This window comes from Paenibacillus sp. JT22N15 (genome assembly GCF_059383755.1).
On the sequence record NZ_JBXENV010000010.1, the window covers coordinates 72996 to 94944 of the forward strand.

A 21949-nucleotide genomic window follows, 5' to 3' on the forward strand; every position below is an offset into this window, starting at 1 on the left:
CCGAGCAGATACAGGCAGCAGGCTTGCTCCCTTTAGCAGCGAGCAAGCAGAAACAACAGATCGGCAGACTAAATGTATATCGGGGGAGAATGCACATGAAGAAGCAGATCATTACGATGTTGTCGTTGTTGGTGGTCGGGACGACACTCTTGGCGGCATGTTCCGGCTCTAATGAAGGCAGCGCAAGCGACCCGAGCGGAAGTGCCGGGCAAAGCGGCTCGAAGGTTAAGCTGACTGGCGTTATCGTCAAGCATCCATTAACGAAGCCGCTTGCCGAGATGGAATGGCTTCAGCAGATTGAGGAAGCGGCTGGCGTAGACATCCAGTGGCAAGAAATAACCGCGGATTGGGGGCAAAAGAAAGGAACGATGCTCGCCAGCGGTGATGTTCCAGATTTATTCGTTGGCCCGAATGTGATTACAGACGCTGATTTTGCCCAATTCAAGGGATTATTTCAGGACATGAGCGAGTTAATTGAAGGCGCTCCCAACGTTCAGAAAATGTTCGAAGAGAAGCCGGAAACCAAACAAATTTCCACGCAGCGCGATGGTCAAATTTATGGACTTGCGAAGTATCAGCGATTTTGGCCGGATACGGTTAACAGACAATATATTAATCAGACTTGGCTGGACAATCTTGGCCTAGAGATGCCTACTACATGGGATGAGCTGTATGATGTGCTGTTAGCCTTTAAGGAGAAGGATGCGAACGGCAACGGAGATCCTAATGATGAAATTCCAATGGACTGGTCGGGCGGAATCGGCGGCTTCTTCAATCCAGCTGTGCTTCTAGGCGGCATGGGCATTAAGCTGTCCTCCGATGTAAGCGGGCAAGGCTACTTTGTTGAGGACGGCAAGGTGAAAAATTTCCTGACTGATGCTCGCTACAAGGAGCTCGTTATGTTCCTGAACAAGCTATACAAGGCAGGGCTCATTAACCCTGAGGTGTTTACTCACGATTATACGAAGCTGCAGGCTGTTGCCCGCGGGGAAGGGGATATAGCCAAAGTTGGCTTTACGTGGGGCTGGGTAGCATCGGATCGGTTTGGGGAGCAGCTTGCTCCGCAGTATGCGTCGATGTCGCCGCTTAAATCCTCTTCCAGCTATTCGGGCCCAGTATCCTGGAGCTATGACAGCTACACGCTAAATTATGGCGCCAATAATATTGTGATGTCCGCCAAAACGAAAAACAAGGAAGCAGCTATGCGCTTCATTAATGAGCTGTATAAGCCGGAAATTGGCATTCAAGTGCTGTTCGGCTCGATTGGCCCTAACATTGAGGACAAGGGCAATGGCTCCTATGCGGTGCTTCCACCAAAGGATGCGAAGATGGACCCCGGCACCTGGAAATGGACGTCCACTTGGGCAGATAATGGCGCTTTCTACATTTCGGATTCGATCGACTTGACACTCGGCAAGGATATGCAGGAGGTGCTGACCCAGTCGGAGCCGCTTAAAGAGGCACTTGCGCAAGTAGATTCCCAGATCGATATTTATCCGGGCACCTTTGTTAAATATACGAATGAAGACAACAATGCGATGAGCTTAAACAATACGAACATTATGAATCTGGCCAATACGACGTTCGCCAAATGGGTTACGAAAGGCGGAATCGAGGCGGAATGGGATGCTTATGTGAAGGAAAGCCAGAAAGCCGGCCTTGATAAAAATGTTGAAATTATGCAGAAGTACTACGATGAATTTGTAAGCAAGCTGTAGCGGAGGCTGTAGTGCAGGTTTACTCATGAAAGGAGGCGCGGCGATGCGTACAGCAGCGAAGCTCGGCACCGTTAAGCGTGACTATCAGCTATGGCTGATGATTTTGCCGGCGCTTGCCACTATTTTTATCTTCAACTATATTCCGATGTATGGCGTACAACTGGCCTTTCGCGATTACGATTTCAGCAAAGGGCTGACTGGCGGAGAGTGGAAGGGATTATTCTACTTTCAGCAGTTTATCGAAAGCTATCTGTTCAGCGATCTGATGCGAAATACGTTTTTGATCAGTCTGGCGACCATTATTATCGGGTTTCCCGCTCCAATTATTCTCGCGCTGGTGCTGAACCAGATTCGCCGGAAATCGTTCAAAAATATGATGCAGACGACCGTCTATTTGCCGCATTTTATTTCGGTCATCGTGCTGGTTGGCATGTTGAACGTGCTGCTTTCCCCTGAGACTGGCATCGTCGGTCATTTGATGAAGGCGATTGGGCTGGGACATATCAATTTGCTGGCCTCAAGCAATACCTTTATACCTACCTATGTGATTTCGGATATTTGGCAGCATTGCGGCTGGAACAGCATTATTTATTTGGCAGCGCTGTCAAGTGTCGATCCCCAGCTCTATGATTCGTCCAAAATAGACGGAGCAAACCGCTGGCAGACGATACGTTATATCGATTTTCCGGCGCTGATGCCAACGATCGTCATTTTGTTCATTTTAAGCATGGGAGGCATTTTGAGTACGGGCTTCGAAAAAATATTTTTGATGCAAAATGCATTGAACTTGCCCGTATCCGAAGTGATTGCGACCTATGTCTACAAAATGGGGATCGTGTCCAACCAATTCAGCTATGCTTCAGCTATAGGCTTGTTTAATACGCTCATTAATTTTATATTCCTGTATACGATGAACGCTATCTCTAGACGGGTGTCCGACACGAGTCTGTTCTAGCCTACAGCGGAAGGAGGCACTGCAATGGAAAGAATACGCCCGCGCCTTGGCGGCGGTGAAATTTTGTTTAGAATCGTGCTAGTCATCGTCTGTGCCGTTATTTTCCTGACGATTGCTTACCCGCTTTATTTTATTATTATCGCGTCGGTAAGCGACTCGACACTCGTATCAACCGGTAAAGTGCTGCTGTTCCCCAAAGGAACGAGCTTCTTCGGCTACGGAGAGATCTTTAAGGATGAACGCATATGGACCGGCTACCGCAATACGCTTTTTTACACATCCGTGGGCACATTAGTCAATTTGCTGTTCACGCTGCCTGCTGCCTACGTGCTGTCACGCAAGGAGTTTAAGGCGAGAAAATACATTATGTTTGCGTTTGTGTTTACGATGTTTTTCAATGGCGGGCTCATTCCGACTTATTTGCTGATAAAGGATCTGCATCTAACGAATACGCCGTGGGTATTTATCGTACCGTTTAGCGTTAACGTATTTTATTTAATTATCGCCCGTACTTTTTTTGAATCGACGCTTCCTTCGGAGCTTTATGAGGCGGCTGCAATTGACGGCTGCTCGCATTTTGTCTATTTCGTCAAGGTGGCGCTGCCGCTGTCCAAAGCCTTGATCTCCGTCATCGGCCTGTATTATTTGGTCGGGCACTGGAATGATTTTTTCACTGCGCTTATTTACATTCGCGACAACGAGCTTAAGCCGCTGCAAATTATTCTCCGCGACATTTTATTGTCGAACCAGGTGTTTTCCAGCGGGGCGGGGACAGGCGGCGACTCCGGCGGCTACGCGCAGAAATATGCAGATCAGATTAAATATGGCGTCATTATCGTGTCTACGCTGCCGATTTTAGTGCTGTATCCGTTTTTGCAGAAGTATTTTGAGAAGGGTGTTATGATCGGTTCGATTAAAGGGTAAAATGGGGGACCACTGCGGCAGGCTGCTGCCCGGTGGTCCTTTCTAATGGAACGATTCTATATAGCTTGCTGCTGAATAAAAGCGAGCTAGCATTGCTGGCTTCGCAGTCGTTTGCAAAATAATTTGAATTTTAAAAAGGAATTTGTGGACTTTTGACCAATTAGTAAGGTAAGATGCTGTCCCTCGAACAATTCGTATAGCTCTTTGAGGATCGTATTTGGCGCTGCATAAAGACGCCATTCTCCGGTCTCTTTTGAATGCCCGCATTTTGCTAAAGATCTGGACTAAAGGAAGGTGAAGTATGGAAGACGTTCGAGTGCTCATCGCTGAGGATGAACGGGAAATTAGTGATTTATTAAAAAAATATTTAGATCGAGAATTATACAAGGTGGATGTTGCTGAAAATGGAGAAGAGGCTCTTTGCATGTTCGATAAAAACAGTTATAACCTTGTCATACTGGATCTCATGATGCCTAAGGTGGACGGTATAGAAGTATGCAGAAGACTCCGTAACAAAACCAATGTCCCCATTCTGATGCTCACTGCCAAGGACAATGAGGTTGAAAAGATTTTGGGCCTTAGTATAGGTGCGGATGATTATATCACTAAGCCGTTCAGTATTAACGAGGTTGTCGCTAGAGTGAAGGCGCTCATAAGGAGATTTTTAATTCTGGGCAGTGATGGACACAGCTATGAGAAAACAATGATCCGATTTAAGGGCATCTCGATCGACCTTAAAAAATATACGGTCAATATTGCCGGTGAAGAGATATCTCTAACTGCGAAAGAGTTTGAATTGTTAAAGTTTTTCATTTCCCATCCTGAACAGGTTTTTACGAAGACGCAGCTTTTTCGCAATGTGTGGGACAGCAACTACATAGAAGACGATAATACAGTGATGGTGCATATCAGAAAGCTTCGTAAAAAAATAGAAGCGGATCCTTCTAATCCGCAATTTATTCAAACGATTTGGGGAATTGGATACAAATTTACAGGTGAAAAAGATGAATCATAATCAGTTTTTCTTTGTTCTTATCATTCAATCAGTCATCATCGCCGGGCTTTTGATTCTGGAATTCAATGACGATGCGTTCGGGGTACTCAGATGGATTTTATTCACAGCACTTTGCTTGACAAGCGCATTTCTATTCTTCACTAGATTCCGTACTCGCACCAGACTAAAGCAAATGACGGCGGAGCTAAGACGAGCAACGAGCGGGAATTTGAAGATGAGATTATTTGCAAAAGATGATGACGTGTGGAATGAAATGATTTTTTCGATTAATGAATTATTGGAGCAATTGGAAAACATTCAGATCGAGACGATCAAATCCCAAGCAGCAAGAAGAAGCCTGCTCTCCAATATTTCGCATGATATCAGGACTCCTCTTACGTCTATTATTGGCTATGTGAATGCCCTTAAAGATGATATCGCAATTTCGGAAGAGGAGAGACAGGAATTCCTTGAGATTATATCCACAAAATCTAACGGACTGAAGGAATTAATCGATGAAATATTTATGATGGCGAAGCTGGATGCGGACGAAATGCCTCATAAGCCGATTTCTCTTGATTTGGCAGAAATGATTAGAGAGTCGCTAATCGCATTTTTGCCTGAATTGAACAAAAATGAAATAGAGCTGCATGTCAGTATTCCGGATGAAAAATGTCTTATCCACGCAGATCGTCTAAGCGTTATGCGAATCATAGGCAATATCATCAAGAACGCTATTTACTATGGGGGAGAAGGGAAAGTGATAGGGGTTGAGCTTTCTCAAACCGCTCAAGAACACCAGCTGCGCATTTGGGATCAGGGACCTGGTATCTCAAAAGGGGATATTGCTAATGTGTTCGAGAGAATGTACCGGGCCGATCAAGCCAGAACACTGATTAAAGGAGGCAGCGGCTTGGGCCTTGCCATTGCCAAAGCTCTTATAGAGAAAAACGGCGGTGCAATATGGGTGGAGAGTGAACCGTGGCAAAAGACGGTTTTCGGGACATCATTTAAGAAACAGTTAAAGAATAGGTAAGAAGCAGTTAAATCTTTCTTTTTATAATGGTTTATAGCTTATAGAAGGAGGGCCGCATTTTGAGTGTTGTTATTAAAACCACTGATTTGACGAAGATTTATGGTAATCAGAAATCGGTGGATCATATGAATATGACAGTGAAGCAAGGCGAGATTTATGGTTTTCTTGGTCGTAATGGCGCAGGCAAGACAACCACAATCCGCATGCTGGTCGGGTTAATTAAACCTACCCATGGACTAATCGAAATTTTTGGCGAAAATTTGTTGAACAATCAAAAGGAAATTTTACGTCGGATCGGATCTATCGTTGAGGTTCCGGGTTTTTACGAAAACCTTACGGGCAAGGAAAATCTGCTGATTAACGCCAAAATCATGGGTATTCATAAGAAAAATGTTATCGAGGAAACGCTTGAAATAGTAGGGCTGCAGGATGAAACAAGGAAGCTGGTGGGGAAATATTCCTTGGGTATGAAGCAGCGTCTTGGTATTGCCAGAGCGCTTCTCCATTATCCTGAGCTGCTGATTCTGGATGAGCCTATGAATGGGCTGGACCCGATCGGCATTAAAGAAATGCGAAAGCTTATTAAAGCGCTGGCCGAAGAGAGGAAGATCACCATCCTGGTCTCTAGCCACATTTTATCGGAAATTGAGCAGGTGGCGGATCATATCGGGATTATTCATGAGGGGAAGCTTCTGGAAGAGATTTCGCTTGATCAGCTGCGGAAAATCAATCGAAAATACATGGAATTACAGGTATCGAATGACAAAAAAGCAGCTATGCTGCTGGAGAGGCACTTCCATATTTATGATTATGAAGTACATGATAATGGCCTCATCCGCGTATATTCTCATTTGGGGCAGCAGGGACAGATCAATAAAGTATTTGTGCAGCATGAAATTGAAGTATCAAAGATCATGCTTAGCGAGGATAGGCTGGAAGATTATTTTACGAATTTGGTAGGAGGCGGCACAATTGGTTGATTTGCTGTATACGGAAATTTTGAAGCTTAAACGCTCCAAAATGTTTCTATTAAGCATGATTGGCGCTGCGGTAGCACCTTTTTTGGTAGTGGTCTCCACTTACATCCATATCAAGACGAAGGACCCAACGTTGTTTGTTCCTTTTGAGGAGTTATTTTTCGATTCCAATTTGTATACGGTTTTATTAGTTGGAGTTCCTTTGTATGGTGTAGTTACGTCGTATCTTTTTAACCGGGAATATGCGGAAGATACTCTCAAAAACCTGTTAACGATCCCAGTATCCCGAACTAGCCTTATGTTGAGCAAGATGCTCCTCTTATTCTTATGGATTATGCTGCTGACCATACTTGCATGGGGGCTAACGCTGCTGCTCGGCGTACTTGGCCAGTTCGAAGGGCTGAGCATTTTGCTGCTCGTAGAATCCTTGCGGAAATTTATAATCGCCGGAGCGTTTCTATTTATTTTATCAACCCCCATCATCCTGATCACCATCGTGCTGAAAAACTTTGTACCGACCATCGTTTTGACGATCGTCATCACACTGGTCAATGTCATGAGCTCCAATTCCGAATATAAAGGGCTGGTGCCCTGGACAGCCGCATTTGACATTGCCAACGGCACGCTTTTGCCAGCTTATCCACCGGAATATTCTTATATTGCTATTGGGGCTACCTCGATTGTTGGATTCATCGCTACTCTAGTTTACTTTAGGAAGGCGGATATTCACTAATGTATGAAATCATTTGCGCCATAATACTCGGCATTCTTGAAGGATTGACGGAATTTCTGCCTGTCTCATCTACAGGTCACTTGATCTTGGCCGGTAATTTATTAGGCTTTGAAGGGGATAAGGCGACAACGTTCAAGATCGTGATTCAGTTGGGAGCCGTGATGGCTGTACTTATGCTTTATTGGAAAAGGTATATGGATATTCTAAAGGATTTGCTAACTTTTAATTTTTCGGCTAAAAACAAATTGAATGCCATTCACATGGTGATTGCCATGATTCCCGCTTTAATAGTTTATTTGATTTTTAAAGATGATATCAAATCGCATTTGTTCGGACCGGCCCCCGTCCTGATCGGTTTGATCATCGGCGGCATCCTGATGATTATAGCCGCAAGGGTCAAACGAAAGGTAACCGCCGAGAATACGGACGACATTACTTACAAGCAAGCATTTGGTATTGGATTATTCCAATGTCTAGCCCTATGGCCTGGGTTCTCGAGATCAGGATCGACAATATCCGGCGGGCTGCTGCTTGGAACTAGCCAGAAAGCCGCTGCAGACTTTACTTTCATCATCGCCGTCCCGGTTATGCTTGGTGCAACGATATTGGACATGTACGATAGTCGTGAGCTATTAAACGGGGATACCCTTCTATTATTCCTTATTGGTTTCATTACCGCCTTTGTAGTAGCGATGATTGCCGTGGTCACATTCCTGAACCTGATCAAACGTCTGAGATTGGAGTGGTTTGCGTTTTATCGTTTTGCGCTTGCTGCGGTCTTTTTCATCTTTGTAATGTGAGATATTTATATGGAATCCAAGAAGAATCCACTTTGATTTTGGATTCTTCCTTTTATTTCACTTCGTGTATTGAAGTGTGATAAATCAATTCGTCCTTTCAACACCGGTCACGGTTGCCACAAGACCGTCCACATAACGTCCTATTCGAATGCTTATCTCGGCACGCATGTAGTCTCTGGTGATGGTGAAATGATCTTCATATTCCCGGCAAATATAGCGGTAACGGGCCTCTTGATGATTTATCTCCTCTTCAAAAACGCGGATGCTTTTCTCCGTCAATCCTTTCTTTAATCGGTTTAAGTCATCATGAACATTTCTAGCCAGCAATTGGGCCGCTTTAGAATAGAGCAGTCTTAGCGTTTCTGAGGATTGCTCTGCCTCGCGGGCTTTTTTGACGATGATCGCATGCATGATCGGCAGCAGCACATAATCCTTCATCATATGGATTTCTTCCGCTGTTGGACGAACAGGCTGAAGTGCTTGCTTTTGGAACCTGTTCTGAAAAGCCTCCTTATGCTGCGGAAGCATCATTCGGCTAGATTCCCAGAGCCCGTTCTTTTCAAGTTTTTTACTCATTTGTAGTGCCCCCCGATTTTTATAGACCTATCTGCTGCTTGCCCTGCGGCAGTAAGGGATGAAGCTCTTACAATTGCGGTGCTTCCGTATCGATTTTTGATGCCGTCTGTCACTTTCTCCAGCGCTCTAAGCTTAATCTGATCCTCAAAGAGGGTGAGCTGATAGTTTTGATCGTCCATGAGCTGGCTGATGGTCACACCGACCCGGCGCACAGGCATGCCATCCCAAAATTTATAAAACAGCTGCTTCACCGCTTCAAAAACCGTTTTGGTATGGTTAGTGGGGTCCAGCAGCTTCATTTGGCGCGAAAATCCGGTGGGCGCTTCGTAGGGGCTGCACATGCAGTTGACCGTAACGACATGGCCCATATATTTTTTGCGGCGGCAATCGCGGCAAACTTCCTCGGTCAGCTCTAATAAAACGGTATCTACCTCCCATGGCTCCATATAATCTCTTGGCAAAGTCATCATATGGCCAACCGATTTTGGCGGGTTGTTGAATGTTCCAGGCGTAACCGGGCTATCATCGATGCCGTTGGCCGTTCGCCACAGCACCTCGGCATGAATATCGGATTGCTTGCCAAAGCGAAAGCGAAACTGGTCCTTAAGACGCGGCAGAGGCGTTTTGGCAATATCGCCTATTGTATGCATGCCAAGACGGGTGAAATGGGTGGTCATGCGTGAGCCGACCCCAAACATTTTATGGACCGGCTGCGGCCACAGCAAAGCTTCGAGTTCTGCTTTAGGCAGCGTAAAGATGCCGTCCTCATTCTTTTTTGCCCAGATGTCAGTCGCCATTTTAGCGAGCATTTTATTGGAGCTTATGCCTACCCTTATCCATACGCCTGTTTGCAGGAGAACCTTCTGTTGAAGGGCTTTAGCTATCGTAACAGGGTCTCCGAAAAGAGGGAGGCTTGCCGTAATGTCCAGAAACTGCTCATCAATGCTAAAGATTTCAACCAGATTCGTAAACTCCTCATAAATGCCCGTAATCATCAGGGAGGCATCGATATAATGCTGCATGCGGGGACGCAGGACGACGAGCTCCGGGCATTTATTTAACGCGATTCCAAGCCGTTCGGCTGTCGTGATGCCGTATTGCTTGGCAATGGGGCAAGCCGCTAAAATAATGCCTGAGCGGCGCTCAACAGAGCCGGCTACAACAACGGGTTTATTTTTACACTCCGGATGATTGGCTTTTTCAATACTTGCGTAAAAACTTTGACAATCTGCGAGCAATATAACTCTTTCAGCTGTTTCCCTCATTCCAACCGCCTCCGCATATTCATCAGCATGGTCATTAGCTCGGCTTTCACTAAGCTTCTCAGCATGGTGAAATGGTGGATATAACCGCGAACTTTATATTCAACATGGACCCCCTGCGCATTCATCTCGGTGTTTAACGCTTTAATGTTCCGCTGTCTCATCTTTTTCTTAATGCTTTGCAGTTCAAGATAGATGCTTTGCTCCATTTCATTGAGATAAAAAAGGATATGGTTATAAATGATTTTATTTCGATGCATTTTTAATTCGTTGATGTCTCTAGCTAGCATATCGAGAAGAATCGGCAGCAAGGTAAACTTTTTAATAATTTGCAGATCCTCTTCCGTTTCGATGATTGAATGGACACTCATAGCTACACCACCATGACGCGAACGTTTATTCGTATTCTGTATTATATACCGAATGTATGTTCTCTATGCAAGGTTTCTTGGGCAGGTAATTTCGACCAGCTTGGGCTTTGCTTCGGGAAGTGGCAGGGGGCTAGCGTTTTGCGGGGGCGGTTATAATAATGAAGCTTGTCCAAAAGGTCAGAAGATGCGATGATAAATAAATCACATGCTTACATAAGGAGTTAGAACAAAATGAAACAGGCATCACTGCTGCAAGACAAAAAACAACGCAAATTGCTGTTCAGCGCTGGGCTCAGCTGGATGTTTGACGCGATGGACGTCGGCATGCTGTCCTTTATCGTGGCTGCGCTAAGCGTAGAATGGGGGCTTGGCACCGAGCAGATCGGACAGCTGACTGCAATTAATTCCATTGGCATGGCGGTGGGCGCGGCAGCGGCGGGTGCGCTTGCGGACCGCTACGGACGCCGGACGATTTTGCTATGGACGCTGCTCATTTTCTCGGCAGCAAGCGGCTTGTCGGCGCTGGCGGGCACCTTTACCGTGCTGTGCCTGCTGCGTTTCGCTGGCGGCTTTGGACTTGGCGGCGAGCTGCCCGTCGCTTCGACGCTCGTATCCGAGTCGGTTCCCGTGAAGGATAGAGGCAGAGCGATCGTGCTGCTGGAAAGCTTCTGGGCAGGCGGCTGGATTGTCGCTGCGCTCGTCTCGTATTTTGTTATACCGGCCTATGGCTGGCGAGCGGCGTTTATTATTGGAGCAGTTCCGGCGCTGTACGCGCTGTATTTGCGCAGAGCCATTGAGGATTCACCGCGTTATGTGGCGCAAAAGGGGAACGTTTTGCCGCTGCGCCAGCGGCTTGCGGCGATTTGGTCACCGAAGCATCGCCGCTCGACCATTATGCTGTGGCTGCTATGGCTGACGGTCGTCTTCTCATATTACGGCATGTTTCTGTGGCTGCCGACCGTCATGGTGCTGAAAGGCTTCGGACTGGTCAAAAGCTTTCAATATGTGCTGCTCATTACACTTGCGCAGCTTCCGGGCTATTTTACGGCGGCCTATTTCATCGAGAAGCTGGGACGCAAATTTGTGCTGGTCACCTATTTGCTGCTGACGGCGGTAAGTGCCATCTGGTTCGGCAGCGCGACGACAGAAGGCATGCTGCTTGCTGCCGGAGCTTGCCTGTCCTTCTTCAACCTTGGCGCTTGGGGAGCGATGTACGCTTACACGCCGGAGCAATATCCGACGGCGGTTCGGGCAACGGGAGCAGGTTTTGCTGCCTCCTTCGGCCGGATCGGCGGCATCATCGGCCCTTACATGGTAGGGATGCTCGTGGCGGGCGGCACATCGATTCAAACGGTGTTCATCATTTTCTTTGTGGCGATCGTATGCGGTGCGCTGGCGGTTGCTTTCCTAGGTAAAGAAACAAAAGGAATCGATCCTGACCGTTAAGCGCCGAAGCTTGCGGCGGGGCTAGAATGAGGATCAAACACGATATTTTCTAGCTTTTAGGCGAAAAAAAGCCCCTCTCCTGATCTATAGCAGTTCCGGCAAGCCGAACGCTGCTCGATCAAGGAGAGGGGTTCTTTCATTGAAAATAGACAGCAAGATGCAGAATTTAGCGCCCGCAGCTATTACCTAAGCGGCGCGAAATGCTTCACTTGCTCCAAAATGCCTTCGATTTCCTGAATCACATCTGCGGAAAGCTCAAGCTCGACAGCTTTGACGTTTTCGACGATTTGCTGCGGACGGCTCGCGCCAATCAGCGCGGAGCTGATGCCCGGCAAGCGCAGTACCCAAGCCAGCGCCAGCTGGGAAATGGAGACGCCAAGCTGGCTAGCCAGCCCATCAAGCTGTTCTACGCAGTCAAGCACATCGTCGCGCAAATAGCTTTTCAGCACATGGTTGATCGAATCATTGGCAGCGCGGCTATCTGTAGGCAGTTGCTGGCCTTTTCTATATTTTCCGGTCAGGATGCCTTGCGCCAGCGGCGAAAAGACGATCTGGCCGATGCCTTCCCGCTCGCTGACAGGGATGACCTCTTGCTCAATATATCGCTCAAACATATTGTAGATCGGCTGGTTGGAAATAAGCGGGCGCAAATTCAGCCGCTTCGCAATGCCAGTCGCATCGGCGATTTGAGCGGCGCTCCATTCGGAGACAGCGGAATACAAAATTTTGCCCTGCGCGGTCAAATCGTCCAGCGCCCGCAGCGTCTCTTCCAGCGGAGCATTTTGATCATAGCGATGGCAAAAATAAATATCAATATAGTCTGTGCCCAGACGTTTCAAGCTGGCATCGCACTGCTCCATAATATGCTTGCGCGATAAGCCGCCGTCATTGGGGCCGTCACCCATATTGAAAAAGACCTTCGTCGAAAGCACATAGCTGGAGCGCTCGAATGGCCGCAGGGCAGAACCAAGCGCCCGCTCGCCTTCGCCGCGATTATAGGCATTGGAAGTGTCGAAGAAATTGATGCCGCTTTCAAAGGCCTGCTGAATGCAAGCGTCAGCCGCTTGCTGCTCGGTAGCTGTTCCATAAGTGAGCCAGCTTCCAAGACCGATTTCGCTTACTTTAATGCCGCTTGAACCGATGCGTCTGTATTTCATACCCTGATTCCTCCGCTTTCGTTGAAAAAATAAATGCTCATCTCTGGCCGCAGCCGTTATTGCTCCAGTGATTTTTGCGTAAAGATAGCCATGTACGTCACTTCGTCCGATACGGGGCAGAGGAGATGCTCCTCCAGCGAATTGAAATAAAGCGTATCCCCCGGATGCAGCGAATATTCAGTCGCACCAACCTTATACGTCATCTCGCCGCTGATCATATAAATAAATTCCTCGCCCTCATGGGAGAAGCCGTGCGGCTTGACCTCGCCTTTGCGGGCCGTAATCAAATAAGGCTGGACCAGCTTGTCTCTGCGCTCGCTGGCAAACGCGTAGAAGGAATACCCTCTGTCTGTCCGGAGCCAGCTGTCTTTATCGCTGTACTGCAGGCTAGAATTGAACACGGTCGCATTGGCGCTCTGCTCTTCAATCAGGTCGGACACGCGGACGCCTAAAGCTCCGGCAATTTTCATCAGTGTCGCAACCGGAGGAGCGGATAGATCGTTTTCAATTTTGGACAGGAGACTCTTCGTAAAGCCGCACTGTTTTGCGATTTCTTCCTGCGTCCGCTTCTGTTCCATGCGGATCAGCCGGATTCTTTTGCCGAGGCTCATCAGTCACACACCTTTATTTGTCATACTTGTTTTCTATCGTATCATAAAAGGACCGAGTTGAAAACGATTCAATAAAGTTGTTGATAATTCAACTTAGTTGAATTAAAATAAACCTGCAATCATCTTAAGCTAAGTGCTTGAAGCATTGAAGGATAGACGAAACAGGGAGGGACAAAATGGTCAAGGCGGCGGATTTGAATGAGGAGCAGCATGTGCTGGATATGGGCTGGGGCAAAATATCGTGGTTGTATGGCCAAGAAATTGATCCTGCGGGCCAAATGACATTTGGGCAGGTTTACATTAATGCAGGCCAGGAAAATGGACGCCATCGGCACCCGAACTGCGAGGAAATTATTTTTGTGCTGTCGGGCGAATGCGAGCATTCGCTGGGGGATGAAACGTATCATCTGAAGCCAGGCATGGCACTGCGCATTCCGCAAAATGTGCTGCATCATGCCAAGGTAACCGGCTGGGAGCCGTGCCGGATGATCATTGCGTATTCCGCAGTCGATCGGCAGACGGTGGGCGAATAGGGCGGCCATTCGAGCGTTGGGCGACCTAGTATAAGCAGGGAGGACGATAAGTGGGAATCCGGTATGCTTTTTCCCGGCCAACGGCAGGGGCAGAGGAAGAGAAGGCATTAATTCATGGCTATCAGGCGGCAGGCTACGAGGGTTTGCAGCTCAAATGGAATCAATATATGCCTCACGTGCAGGAACCGGAGCGGTTTATGGAACGCTGGGGACAGCCGCCGGGCCTCGCATCCGCGCTTATTACGGGAGGTACGCTGCTTAGCGACGATAGCAAGGAGGAGCTGCGCCGTATTTTCCGCTTTGGGAAGCAGGTGGGCACGGAGCTAATTGTCTACTGCCACAGCGTCCCAAGGACGGGGCTGGAAAAGGAAGCTATCGCTGGCTTTGCGCGTCTGTTCGCGGAGCTGGGCAAGGAGGCGCAAGACAGCGGACTCAAGCTGTCGCTGCATCATCACTATGATCAGCCGGTGATGCACCGGGCGGATTTTGATATATTTTTCAGCGAGCTGCGGCCGGAGGACGGGGTTGGACTGACGGTTGATACGGCGCATCTGGTGAAGTCAGGCATTTCCGATGTGGCGGAGGTCATTCGCAGCTTTGCGCCATTTATCAATAATTTTCATATGAAGGATTTTGCGGCTGGCGAATATCGGATATTAGGAGAGGGCTCGATTGATTTTCAGCCGATTATGGCGGAAGTGAAGCGGATAGGCTATGCGGGCTGGATGTCGGCGGATGAGGAAAGCGGCGGTGACATAGTGACGGGCATGCAGCAATGCTTGCCGTTCATGAAATCAGGTGTTGGGAGAGTGGCGGAATGAAAAAATATAAAATTGGATTTGTCGGCGCGGGGGCTGTCACACGGCTGCATTTGAGAGGCTATGCCAACCATCAGGATAGCGTGGAAGTCGTTGCGATTTGCGACCCAAGCGAAGCGGCCGCTCAGGAGCGGGCGGATGAGTTCGGCATTGCGGGGAGATACACGGACCTTGCGGAAATGCTGGCGCATAGCGGGCTAGATGCCGCAGTAGTCTGTACACCTTCGACGATACGCGGAAGCATTATGCGTCCGCTGCTGGAAGCAGGCATTCCGGTATTTCTGGAAAAGCCTTTCGCCGACACGTTTGCCGAGGCCCAGCAAATAGCGGAGCTTGCAAAGCAGCTGAACGTTCCGGTATGCATTAATCAAAATTTTCGCAAGCATCATCAATTTGATTTTATTCGCGATTTGGTCAAGTCAGGCGCAATCGGCAAGCTGGAGTCGATTCAATTTGATTCCTTGTTTTATCGGCAGGATGCAGGCTGGCGAGTACACACGGAGCGTCATGCCTTGTCCGTCATGGCGATTCATTGGTTTGACGGTATGCGCCGAATCGCGGGTGCCAAGGCGGCTTCCATTTACTGCAGCGCCTACTCCTCGGAGGCGGTCGATTGTTTAGGGGAGACGGATGCGACCGTGCTGATGACGTTTGAGAACGGCGTGCGCGCCCATTTTACCCAAAGCTTCTCCAGTCCGTTTCATAAAAATGATCTCGTTGTGCTTGGCAGTGAAGGCGTGCTCAGCACGACGTCCAATACGATCGGGCTGTATCGCCGCGAACCGAGCGGGGAGCCGAACTGGAACCCGCAGCCTGTGCAGACATGGGAGCATGCGCTGCCGATAGAGGAGGCGATATTTGACGGCCTCAATCAGCTGCTCGTCTGGCTGGAAACGGGAGTAGAAGCCGAAAATAGCGCGTTTGACAATTTGCATACGGTTTCATTGCTGGATGGCGCGTACGAGTCGGCAAAGAATAATCAGGTTGTTGCCTTTCAGGAAGGACTGCTAGGGTAGAACGGGTAGAGCTTGCAAGTGCAAGAGCTGCAAGAGCTGCAAGAGCTGCAAGAGCTGCAAGAGCTGCAAGAGCTGCAAGAGCTGCAAGAGCTGCAAGAACTGCAAAAGCTGCAAGAACTGCAAGAGCTGCAAGAATACATCTAAGGAGCTTTGTACAATTGTAATCAATTAAGAAAAATAAATAAGGCGCAGGATTTTCGCAGCAGCGAAAATTTTGCGCCTTATTTCATATTCTAGGCTCTTCGAGCGTTGATTCGATGGCCCCTATTTTGGCGGACACCAAATCCGCTATTTACTCTAGCCAACGGTCATGGAGATGCCTCGCGGACACAGAAGCCGCTAATGGTCCCCCAATCACTATTTTGCCGAGATAATGAGACCAATAAAGGATCTCCTGTCCGCCTACATACTTAAATCACAAAAAAAGCTAAAATAGCGGAACCTCAGTCCTCCAAAAAGGAGAGGTCCTATTAGAGAGCCTATCCGCGCTGGCAAAACACGTAGGCTAATCGCATTTTCGAGGGTGAACCTTTACAGCTGAAAATGCTGCTGGCGGTAATGGAGCGGGCTCATCCCGGTCCAGCGTTTGAATTGCCTGCTGAAATGCGACAGCTGGGAGTAGCCCAGACGCACAGCGATTTCCTTCAGCGACAGCTCCGGCTGGCGAATGAGCACCTTAGCCTCCTGCAGCTTGAGCTCAGATAAAAACTGACGTGGCGACAGGCCATACACTTTGCGAAACACCTCAAGCCCATAGCCCGGGCTGATGCCGAGTGAGCGCATAATCTCTTCAATAGAAAAAGCGCTCTCCGCCGCAGGCTCGCCTGGAAGCTTATGCGGGTCAAAATTCCCCTTGATCGCCTCGGCAATCGCTTTGGCATATTGCACCGACGCTGGCGGCATAGCTGCCATCTCTTCCTCCGGCAAACAGATCGTGCCCACTAATAGCCCAAACAACTCAAACAAATCCGCCTGCAGCCGAAAGCGATCCGCCGTCGTATAGCCGCCTCCCCGCCTAAGCATCGCAATCCATTGCTTCAAAATAGGCAGCAGCCGCTCATGATCGGCGCTTCCGGCAGGGAACAGCAGGCGGCCATTTCGAATCATTTCTTGGCGAAAAGCCGGATCGTCCACATTAAAGTGGGCGCAAAAATAAGCCATGCCTTCCTCCGAAATGCAGCGGCTCTTATGCTTAAAGCCGGGCGGAATAAGCAGAAAGTCGCCGGCGCCCAGCTGATATTTGCTTTCGCCAATGACCGTCTCCTGCGCGCCCTCCTGAATAAAAATCATTTCAAAGCCGATATGGGATTCCAGCGGCATCTGCCAATGCTTGTCTACACGCTGTTCATGCGCGCCAAAAAACTTAATGTTCCAGTCGATAGCGGGCAGAAAACGCACATTTTGAATCCACGGCGAAAGTGTCACTTCATGATCCATTAGGCAGAACCACCTTTGATTTGGGTAAATTTCACGTTGTTTGGACAATCGGCGATTTATTCTATTTAATTTATACTAAGAGGGCAAGCTAAAGCAATAAGCAAAAGTGATGAAACGATAGGGGTGTGTCGATATGGGACAAACGGCAAAATGGTTTTCAAGCACACAAACAGCGAGCTGGACGGAGAAAAGCACACAAACACGCACCTTTTCACCTGCTCTATCTAACTTGGCAATAACTGAAAGCGCATACCAAACAGTAGAGGGCTTTGGCGGCTGCTTCAATGAGCTGGGCTTTACTGCACTGAGCCACTTATCGGAGGAAGAACGCGCGGCAGTCATGCACGAGCTGTTCCACCCGGAAGGCGAGCAGCGCTTCAGCATTTGCCGCCTGCCTATCGGCGCCAGCGACTATGCGCTGGAGTGGTACAGCTTGAACGAAACGGACGGCGACGTGGCGATGGCGCATTTTTCCATTGAACGCGACCGCAAGTATTTGATTCCTTATATAAAAGAAGCATTGGCGCTTAATCCGGAGCTGAAGCTGTTCGCTTCGCCATGGAGCCCGCCGACGTGGATGAAGACGCCGAAGGCTTATAACTACGGAACGCTGCGCTGGGAGAAGGAAATTCTCGAAGCCTATGCGCTGTATTTCGTCAAATTCGTTCAGGCCTACCAAGAGGAAGGCATTACGATTCATCAGGTCCATGTGCAAAATGAAGTCGTAGCCGATCAGAAGTTTCCTTCCTGCGTATGGACGGGCGAGCAGCTTAAGGAGTTCATCCGCGATTATTTAGGACCTGCTTTTGAACAGCATGGGCTGGATACGGAAATTTGGCTTGGAACGATCAATGCGCCCGATCCATGGCTGGAGCTGATGAAAGGGACAACGAACGATTATGACGCTTATGCGGGTCTTGTGCTGAGCGACCCCGAAGCTTATAAATATATTAAAGGCGTCGGCTATCAGTGGGCAGGCAAATATGCGATAGCCCGGACGTCGCAGAGCTATCCGGAGCTGCGTTATATGCAGACGGAGAATGAATGCGGGGATGGCAAAAACACGTGGGCGTATGCCAAATATGTGTTTCATCTGTACCAGCATTATTTCAGCAACGGCGTGAACAGCTACATTTATTGGAATATGGCGCTGGAGCCGAAAGGGCGCAGCACATGGGGCTGGGAGCAAAATGCCATGATTACAATAGAGCCGGATACGAAGCGGGCTATGAACAATCCGGAATATTACGTGATGAAGCATTTCAGCCATTTTGTGGCACCGGGCTCGAAGCGTATCGGGCTGGAAGGCCCGTGGAGCGGCCATTCCATTGCTTTCAAGCGCGAAGACGGCTCGCGGGTCGTAGTAATTACGAATCCGTATACCGATACAAGAGAGCTTAGGCTGTTCGATGGCGAAGTGGAGCATGTATTCGAGCTGGAGCCGGAATCTTTCCATACGATTGTGCTGTCTTAGTATATAATATAAAATCAATGAACAAACGCCTTTGCGCTTAAGCATGGCGTTTGTTTTGTCGTTATTGAAAGTAAAAAGCAGGGAGGGAAGAGCAATGAGGCTGTTGTCTAAAATATATCGGGCGATTTTGCACCCGTTCCGGCGCAGCATTCGCAATAAGCTGATTTTCATTATGGTGGTTGTGTCGGTGCTGCCGATTATAGCGGTAACTGCGCTTGCTGTGGACAATAACCGCCAGTCGATGGAGACCGAGCTTATTGGGACGAATGTGTCCAATATGAAGTGGACGAGCATTTATCTCGGGGAGCAGTTTTCGCAAATGAACAGCGTGTTATATTCCGTCCTCATTAACCCGAACCTGAATGAATACATTGCCAGCGAGGAGGAATCGGGCCTGTCCAGCCAGTTTTCGGCACAGCGCAACATTGAGGATGCAATGGCCTCGCTTTTTTATTCGGGCAATCATTATATATCGGGCATTGAGCTTTATTTGAAAAGAAGCGGCAAGCTGTTCACGATGAATGCGTCTCAAAATCAAATTAAAACGCTAGACCGCGTACCTGTGCCTTATAATGAACTGTTTAATCAGCGCAAGGATTTTATGATTCAAAACAGTCCGGAAGGCGACCGTTTTCAACTGATACGGAGCATTAACCGGTTTGAAAACCGTGAAATTCTTGGCGGTATTACGTTGGAGGTGCGCTGGGCCATTCTCGACCAGACGCTGTCGCTGCTTAATCCGGCCAATGACCAAACCGTGATTATTGCAGGACCGGATGGAGAAATTTTGTACCAAATGGGCAGCGACGCCCTTTCGGCCGAGCAGGTTGCGAAAATTGTGAAGGGCGGTACAGAGCCTGGCTATGAGCGACAGGGGGATGAATATGTATTTTACAATACGATTGATCCGATGAAGCTAAAGCTCATTAAAATTATTCCACTGAGCGCGATTAACCAAAGCGCGCAAGCGACGATGCATTATGGGATATTGATTGGCACGGTAACGGTTGCCGCCGCGATTTTAATTGCCGTGCTGCTTGCCTGGCGTACAGCAACGCCGATTGTGCTGCTTGCGCGCTCCATGCAAGGGCTGAACCTTATCAGACAGGGAGATAAGCCGCTAAGTGGACGCATGGATGAAATTGGCTTGCTGGAGACGAAGCTTTACAATATGTCTCATCGAATTAGGGAGCATATTAAGAGCGAATACAGCATGAATTTGGAAAAAAAGACAGCGGAGCTCAAGGCGCTGCAGGCGCAGATCAATCCGCATTTTTTGCAAAATACGCTGCAAATGATCGGCAGCATGCTCTTTTCCAAAAAGCCTGCTGAAAGCTATGAAACGATTCGCTCGCTAAGCGAAATGTTCCGTTATGTCATTCGCGAGCCAGATGACCTTGCTACGCTGAAGCAGGAGCTGGAGCATATGAACAATTACATGGTCATCCAGCAGCAGCGGTTTCAGTCGCGGCTGCAATACAGCCTAGAGGTGGATGAGCGGCTGCTGCAAAGCCGCATTCCGAAGCTGACGCTGCAGCCCATCGTGGAAAATGCATTTATGCACGGACTCGATTCGCAGGCTGGAGGCTGGGAGCTGAGCGTAAAGGTAGCTCAAGCCAGCATCGCAGAAGCGGAGGACGGAGTTGGGGCATTAGCATTAGCAGGAGTAACCATTACAATCAGTGACAATGGAGTAGGGATTGGCGCTGAGCGGCTGAGGGAAGTTCGCCAAAGGCTCAGCTATGCGGATGGGCAGGTTTGGACACACGGGGAGCGGATTGGGCTGGGCAATGTGGCCTCAAGGCTGCAAATGCATTTTGGCAAAGCGTATGGCCTGGCGATCGACAGTGAAGTCGGGGTTGGCACGCGCATAACCATTCATATTCCTGGTGAGAGGCAAGGGGGAGAACTGCATGATTAAAGTAATGCTGGTCGATGATGAAAGCTGGGGACGAGACATCGTTCGCACATTCGGCCGCTGGCCGGAATATGAGATGGAAATTGTCGCCGAGGCGGAGGATGGCGAAGAGGCGCTGCGGCTCGCTGAGAAGCATATGCCACAGCTCATCATTACCGATATGCGGATGCCGGGCATGGATGGTGTGAAGCTGCTGAATGAGCTGCATGAACGCCTGCCTCATATTCAAATTGTCGTCATTAGCGGCTATGATGACTTCAAATACATGCAGCATGCGATTCGCTGCCAGGCTGTAGATTATTTGCTGAAGCCGATTGATCCGAAAGAGCTGAACGAAGTGCTCTCAAAATGTGCAGCGGGGATCGCGGCGGCGGCGGAGAGCCGGCGCATGCTGACGCTGGATCTCGAATGGCTGCTGTCGCTGACATCGATGAAGCAGCGGCTGCGTGCCCGGTTCAATGAGCTGGACCGCGAAGGCATGCAGGAGCTGTTCGGGGAGCTGGAGAGAGAGATGGATAGCAGTGGTGCTGGCAAGCCGCAGCTGCTGGAGCGCGTCATCCAAGAGCTGCTGCTCATGCTGAAGGAGCTGCTGCTGGCTAATTCATTGGAGGCAAATGCGATGGATGGCGCAAGAGACGGGGCGGAGCTCGCCTCAAGCGCGAATGCAGCCGCTTTTCTGACTGCCCGCTATGAGGAGGCGCTGGAGCAGCTGATTCAGCAGCGGAAATTCAAGAAACGGCTTAATTTGGACGAGGTTAGGCAGTATATGGAGGCGCGGTTTGCCGAGCCGATTTCCTTGGAGCAGGTAGCTCGCGCTTTTTTCGTTAGCAAGGAGTACTTGAGTAAAACGTTTAAGCAGGAATATGGCTGCAATATGACCGATTATATTTTGCAGCTTCGCATGGATAAGGCGCGGGAGTGGCTGCTTGATGAAAAATTGCCGATTAAAACAGTCGCGGAAATGGCAGGCTATGAAGATGTAACGTATTTTTATCGCGTGTTTAAAAAGCATTTCGGCATTGCCCCAGGAGAAATGCGTCGTGGCAGCGAGAATTAATGCGATTAAGTGGACAGGTTGGACAGATTGGACAATCTTTAACTTGGTTTAAAAATGTCCAAGTGAACAGTCTAATTCTGTCCAATTAAACGCTTTCATAAATCAGATACAATGAAAGCGTAAACAAACAAGCTTA

Annotated in this window: 22 protein-coding genes; 16 read left to right on the top strand and 6 right to left on the bottom strand. The window is 48.7% G+C overall.

Going from position 1 to position 21949, the window contains the following annotated elements; translation table 11 throughout:
• The first annotated feature begins 95 nt into the window (after positions 1-95).
• From AC50X8_RS20185 to AC50X8_RS20220, 8 genes are all read left to right on the top strand, one after another.
• Entirely contained in the window at positions 96-1718 is a 1623-nt protein-coding gene (locus tag AC50X8_RS20185) for an extracellular solute-binding protein (RefSeq protein ID WP_056038497.1), read from the top strand.
• 43 nt (positions 1719-1761) lie between these two features.
• Positions 1762-2673, top strand: a complete 912-nt coding sequence (locus tag AC50X8_RS20190; RefSeq protein ID WP_056038494.1) for an ABC transporter permease — start codon at positions 1762-1764, stop codon at positions 2671-2673.
• Positions 2674-2697: 24 nt separating this feature from the next.
• Positions 2698-3597 carry a carbohydrate ABC transporter permease gene (locus AC50X8_RS20195; protein WP_494881166.1) on the top strand — a complete coding sequence of 300 codons (900 nt, stop codon included), beginning with the start codon at positions 2698-2700 and terminating at the stop codon, positions 3595-3597.
• Positions 3598-3898: 301 nt separating this feature from the next.
• Positions 3899-4612: a response regulator transcription factor gene (locus AC50X8_RS20200; RefSeq protein WP_056038489.1), complete on the top strand. Its 714-nt coding sequence runs from the start codon at positions 3899-3901 to the stop codon at positions 4610-4612.
• On the top strand, positions 4602-5627 hold the full coding sequence (locus tag AC50X8_RS20205) for a sensor histidine kinase (RefSeq protein WP_494881168.1): 1026 nt from the start codon (positions 4602-4604) through the stop codon (positions 5625-5627). Before AC50X8_RS20200 ends, AC50X8_RS20205 begins: the two co-directional genes overlap by 11 nt.
• Positions 5628-5686: 59 nt before the next feature.
• On the top strand, positions 5687-6607 hold the full coding sequence (locus AC50X8_RS20210) for an ABC transporter ATP-binding protein (RefSeq protein ID WP_494881170.1): 921 nt from the start codon (positions 5687-5689) through the stop codon (positions 6605-6607).
• Positions 6600-7337 (top strand): ABC transporter permease, encoded by a 738-nt coding sequence (locus AC50X8_RS20215; RefSeq protein WP_494881172.1) that lies wholly within the window; start codon positions 6600-6602, stop codon positions 7335-7337. The genes AC50X8_RS20210 and AC50X8_RS20215 overlap by 8 nt, the downstream gene beginning before the upstream one ends.
• Positions 7337-8137 carry an undecaprenyl-diphosphate phosphatase gene (locus AC50X8_RS20220; RefSeq protein WP_494881174.1) on the top strand — a complete coding sequence of 267 codons (801 nt, stop codon included), beginning with the start codon at positions 7337-7339 and terminating at the stop codon, positions 8135-8137. The genes AC50X8_RS20215 and AC50X8_RS20220 overlap by 1 nt, the downstream gene beginning before the upstream one ends.
• A gap of 84 nt (positions 8138-8221) precedes the next feature.
• Here AC50X8_RS20220 and AC50X8_RS20225 read toward each other — a convergent pair whose 3' ends face one another.
• Genes AC50X8_RS20225 through AC50X8_RS20235 form a run of 3 tightly spaced genes read right to left on the bottom strand, consistent with a single transcriptional unit; the run spans position 8222 to position 10346 of the window.
• Positions 8222-8713 (bottom strand): YhjD family protein, encoded by a 492-nt coding sequence (locus AC50X8_RS20225; protein WP_494881176.1) that lies wholly within the window; start codon positions 8711-8713, stop codon positions 8222-8224.
• Positions 8710-9978: a DNA polymerase IV gene (locus AC50X8_RS20230; protein WP_494864001.1), complete on the bottom strand. Its 1269-nt coding sequence runs from the start codon at positions 9976-9978 to the stop codon at positions 8710-8712. Before AC50X8_RS20230 ends, AC50X8_RS20225 begins: the two co-directional genes overlap by 4 nt.
• Complete coding sequence (locus AC50X8_RS20235; protein WP_494881178.1) at positions 9975-10346, bottom strand: YhjD family protein; 372 nt, start codon at positions 10344-10346, stop codon at positions 9975-9977. Before AC50X8_RS20235 ends, AC50X8_RS20230 begins: the two co-directional genes overlap by 4 nt.
• A gap of 231 nt (positions 10347-10577) precedes the next feature.
• Between AC50X8_RS20235 and AC50X8_RS20240 the strand changes: the two genes are divergently transcribed.
• A complete protein-coding gene (locus tag AC50X8_RS20240) occupies positions 10578-11792 on the top strand; it encodes an MFS transporter (protein ID WP_056038469.1) in 1215 nt (404 codons plus the stop codon).
• 182 nt (positions 11793-11974) lie between these two features.
• On the opposite strand, the gene AC50X8_RS20245 is transcribed toward AC50X8_RS20240, so the two are convergent.
• Together AC50X8_RS20245 and AC50X8_RS20250 are read right to left on the bottom strand one after the other, a co-directional pair.
• Positions 11975-12949, bottom strand: coding sequence for an aldo/keto reductase family protein (locus tag AC50X8_RS20245; protein ID WP_056038466.1), 975 nt, complete (start codon positions 12947-12949; stop codon positions 11975-11977).
• A gap of 56 nt (positions 12950-13005) precedes the next feature.
• Positions 13006-13560 carry a helix-turn-helix domain-containing protein gene (locus AC50X8_RS20250; protein ID WP_056038465.1) on the bottom strand — a complete coding sequence of 185 codons (555 nt, stop codon included), beginning with the start codon at positions 13558-13560 and terminating at the stop codon, positions 13006-13008.
• A gap of 176 nt (positions 13561-13736) precedes the next feature.
• On the opposite strand from AC50X8_RS20250, the gene AC50X8_RS20255 reads away from it, so the two are divergent.
• The 4 genes from AC50X8_RS20255 to AC50X8_RS20270 are packed head-to-tail and all read left to right on the top strand — an operon-like array spanning position 13737 to position 16071.
• Positions 13737-14093 (top strand): cupin domain-containing protein, encoded by a 357-nt coding sequence (locus tag AC50X8_RS20255; RefSeq protein ID WP_056038461.1) that lies wholly within the window; start codon positions 13737-13739, stop codon positions 14091-14093.
• Positions 14094-14143: 50 nt separating this feature from the next.
• Positions 14144-14914, top strand: a complete 771-nt coding sequence (locus AC50X8_RS20260) for a sugar phosphate isomerase/epimerase family protein (protein WP_056038459.1) — start codon at positions 14144-14146, stop codon at positions 14912-14914.
• Positions 14911-15927, top strand: a complete 1017-nt coding sequence (locus AC50X8_RS20265) for a Gfo/Idh/MocA family protein (protein ID WP_494881181.1) — start codon at positions 14911-14913, stop codon at positions 15925-15927. The genes AC50X8_RS20260 and AC50X8_RS20265 overlap by 4 nt, the downstream gene beginning before the upstream one ends.
• A gap of 18 nt (positions 15928-15945) precedes the next feature.
• Complete coding sequence (locus AC50X8_RS20270; protein ID WP_494881183.1) at positions 15946-16071, top strand: hypothetical protein; 126 nt, start codon at positions 15946-15948, stop codon at positions 16069-16071.
• A 387-nt stretch (positions 16072-16458) separates the two neighbouring features.
• Here AC50X8_RS20270 and AC50X8_RS20275 read toward each other — a convergent pair whose 3' ends face one another.
• Complete coding sequence (locus AC50X8_RS20275) at positions 16459-17364, bottom strand: helix-turn-helix domain-containing protein (RefSeq protein ID WP_494881185.1); 906 nt, start codon at positions 17362-17364, stop codon at positions 16459-16461.
• Positions 17365-17497: 133 nt separating this feature from the next.
• Between AC50X8_RS20275 and AC50X8_RS20280 the strand changes: the two genes are divergently transcribed.
• From AC50X8_RS20280 to AC50X8_RS20290, 3 genes are all read left to right on the top strand, one after another.
• On the top strand, positions 17498-18838 hold the full coding sequence (locus AC50X8_RS20280) for a glycoside hydrolase family 30 protein (protein WP_494881187.1): 1341 nt from the start codon (positions 17498-17500) through the stop codon (positions 18836-18838).
• 94 nt (positions 18839-18932) lie between these two features.
• Positions 18933-20759: a sensor histidine kinase gene (locus AC50X8_RS20285; RefSeq protein WP_494881189.1), complete on the top strand. Its 1827-nt coding sequence runs from the start codon at positions 18933-18935 to the stop codon at positions 20757-20759.
• The gene (locus AC50X8_RS20290) at positions 20752-21813 is read left to right on the top strand and encodes a response regulator transcription factor (protein WP_494881191.1); all 1062 of its coding nucleotides are present in this window, start codon (positions 20752-20754) and stop codon (positions 21811-21813) included. The genes AC50X8_RS20285 and AC50X8_RS20290 overlap by 8 nt, the downstream gene beginning before the upstream one ends.
• The last annotated feature ends 136 nt before the right edge of the window (positions 21814-21949 follow it).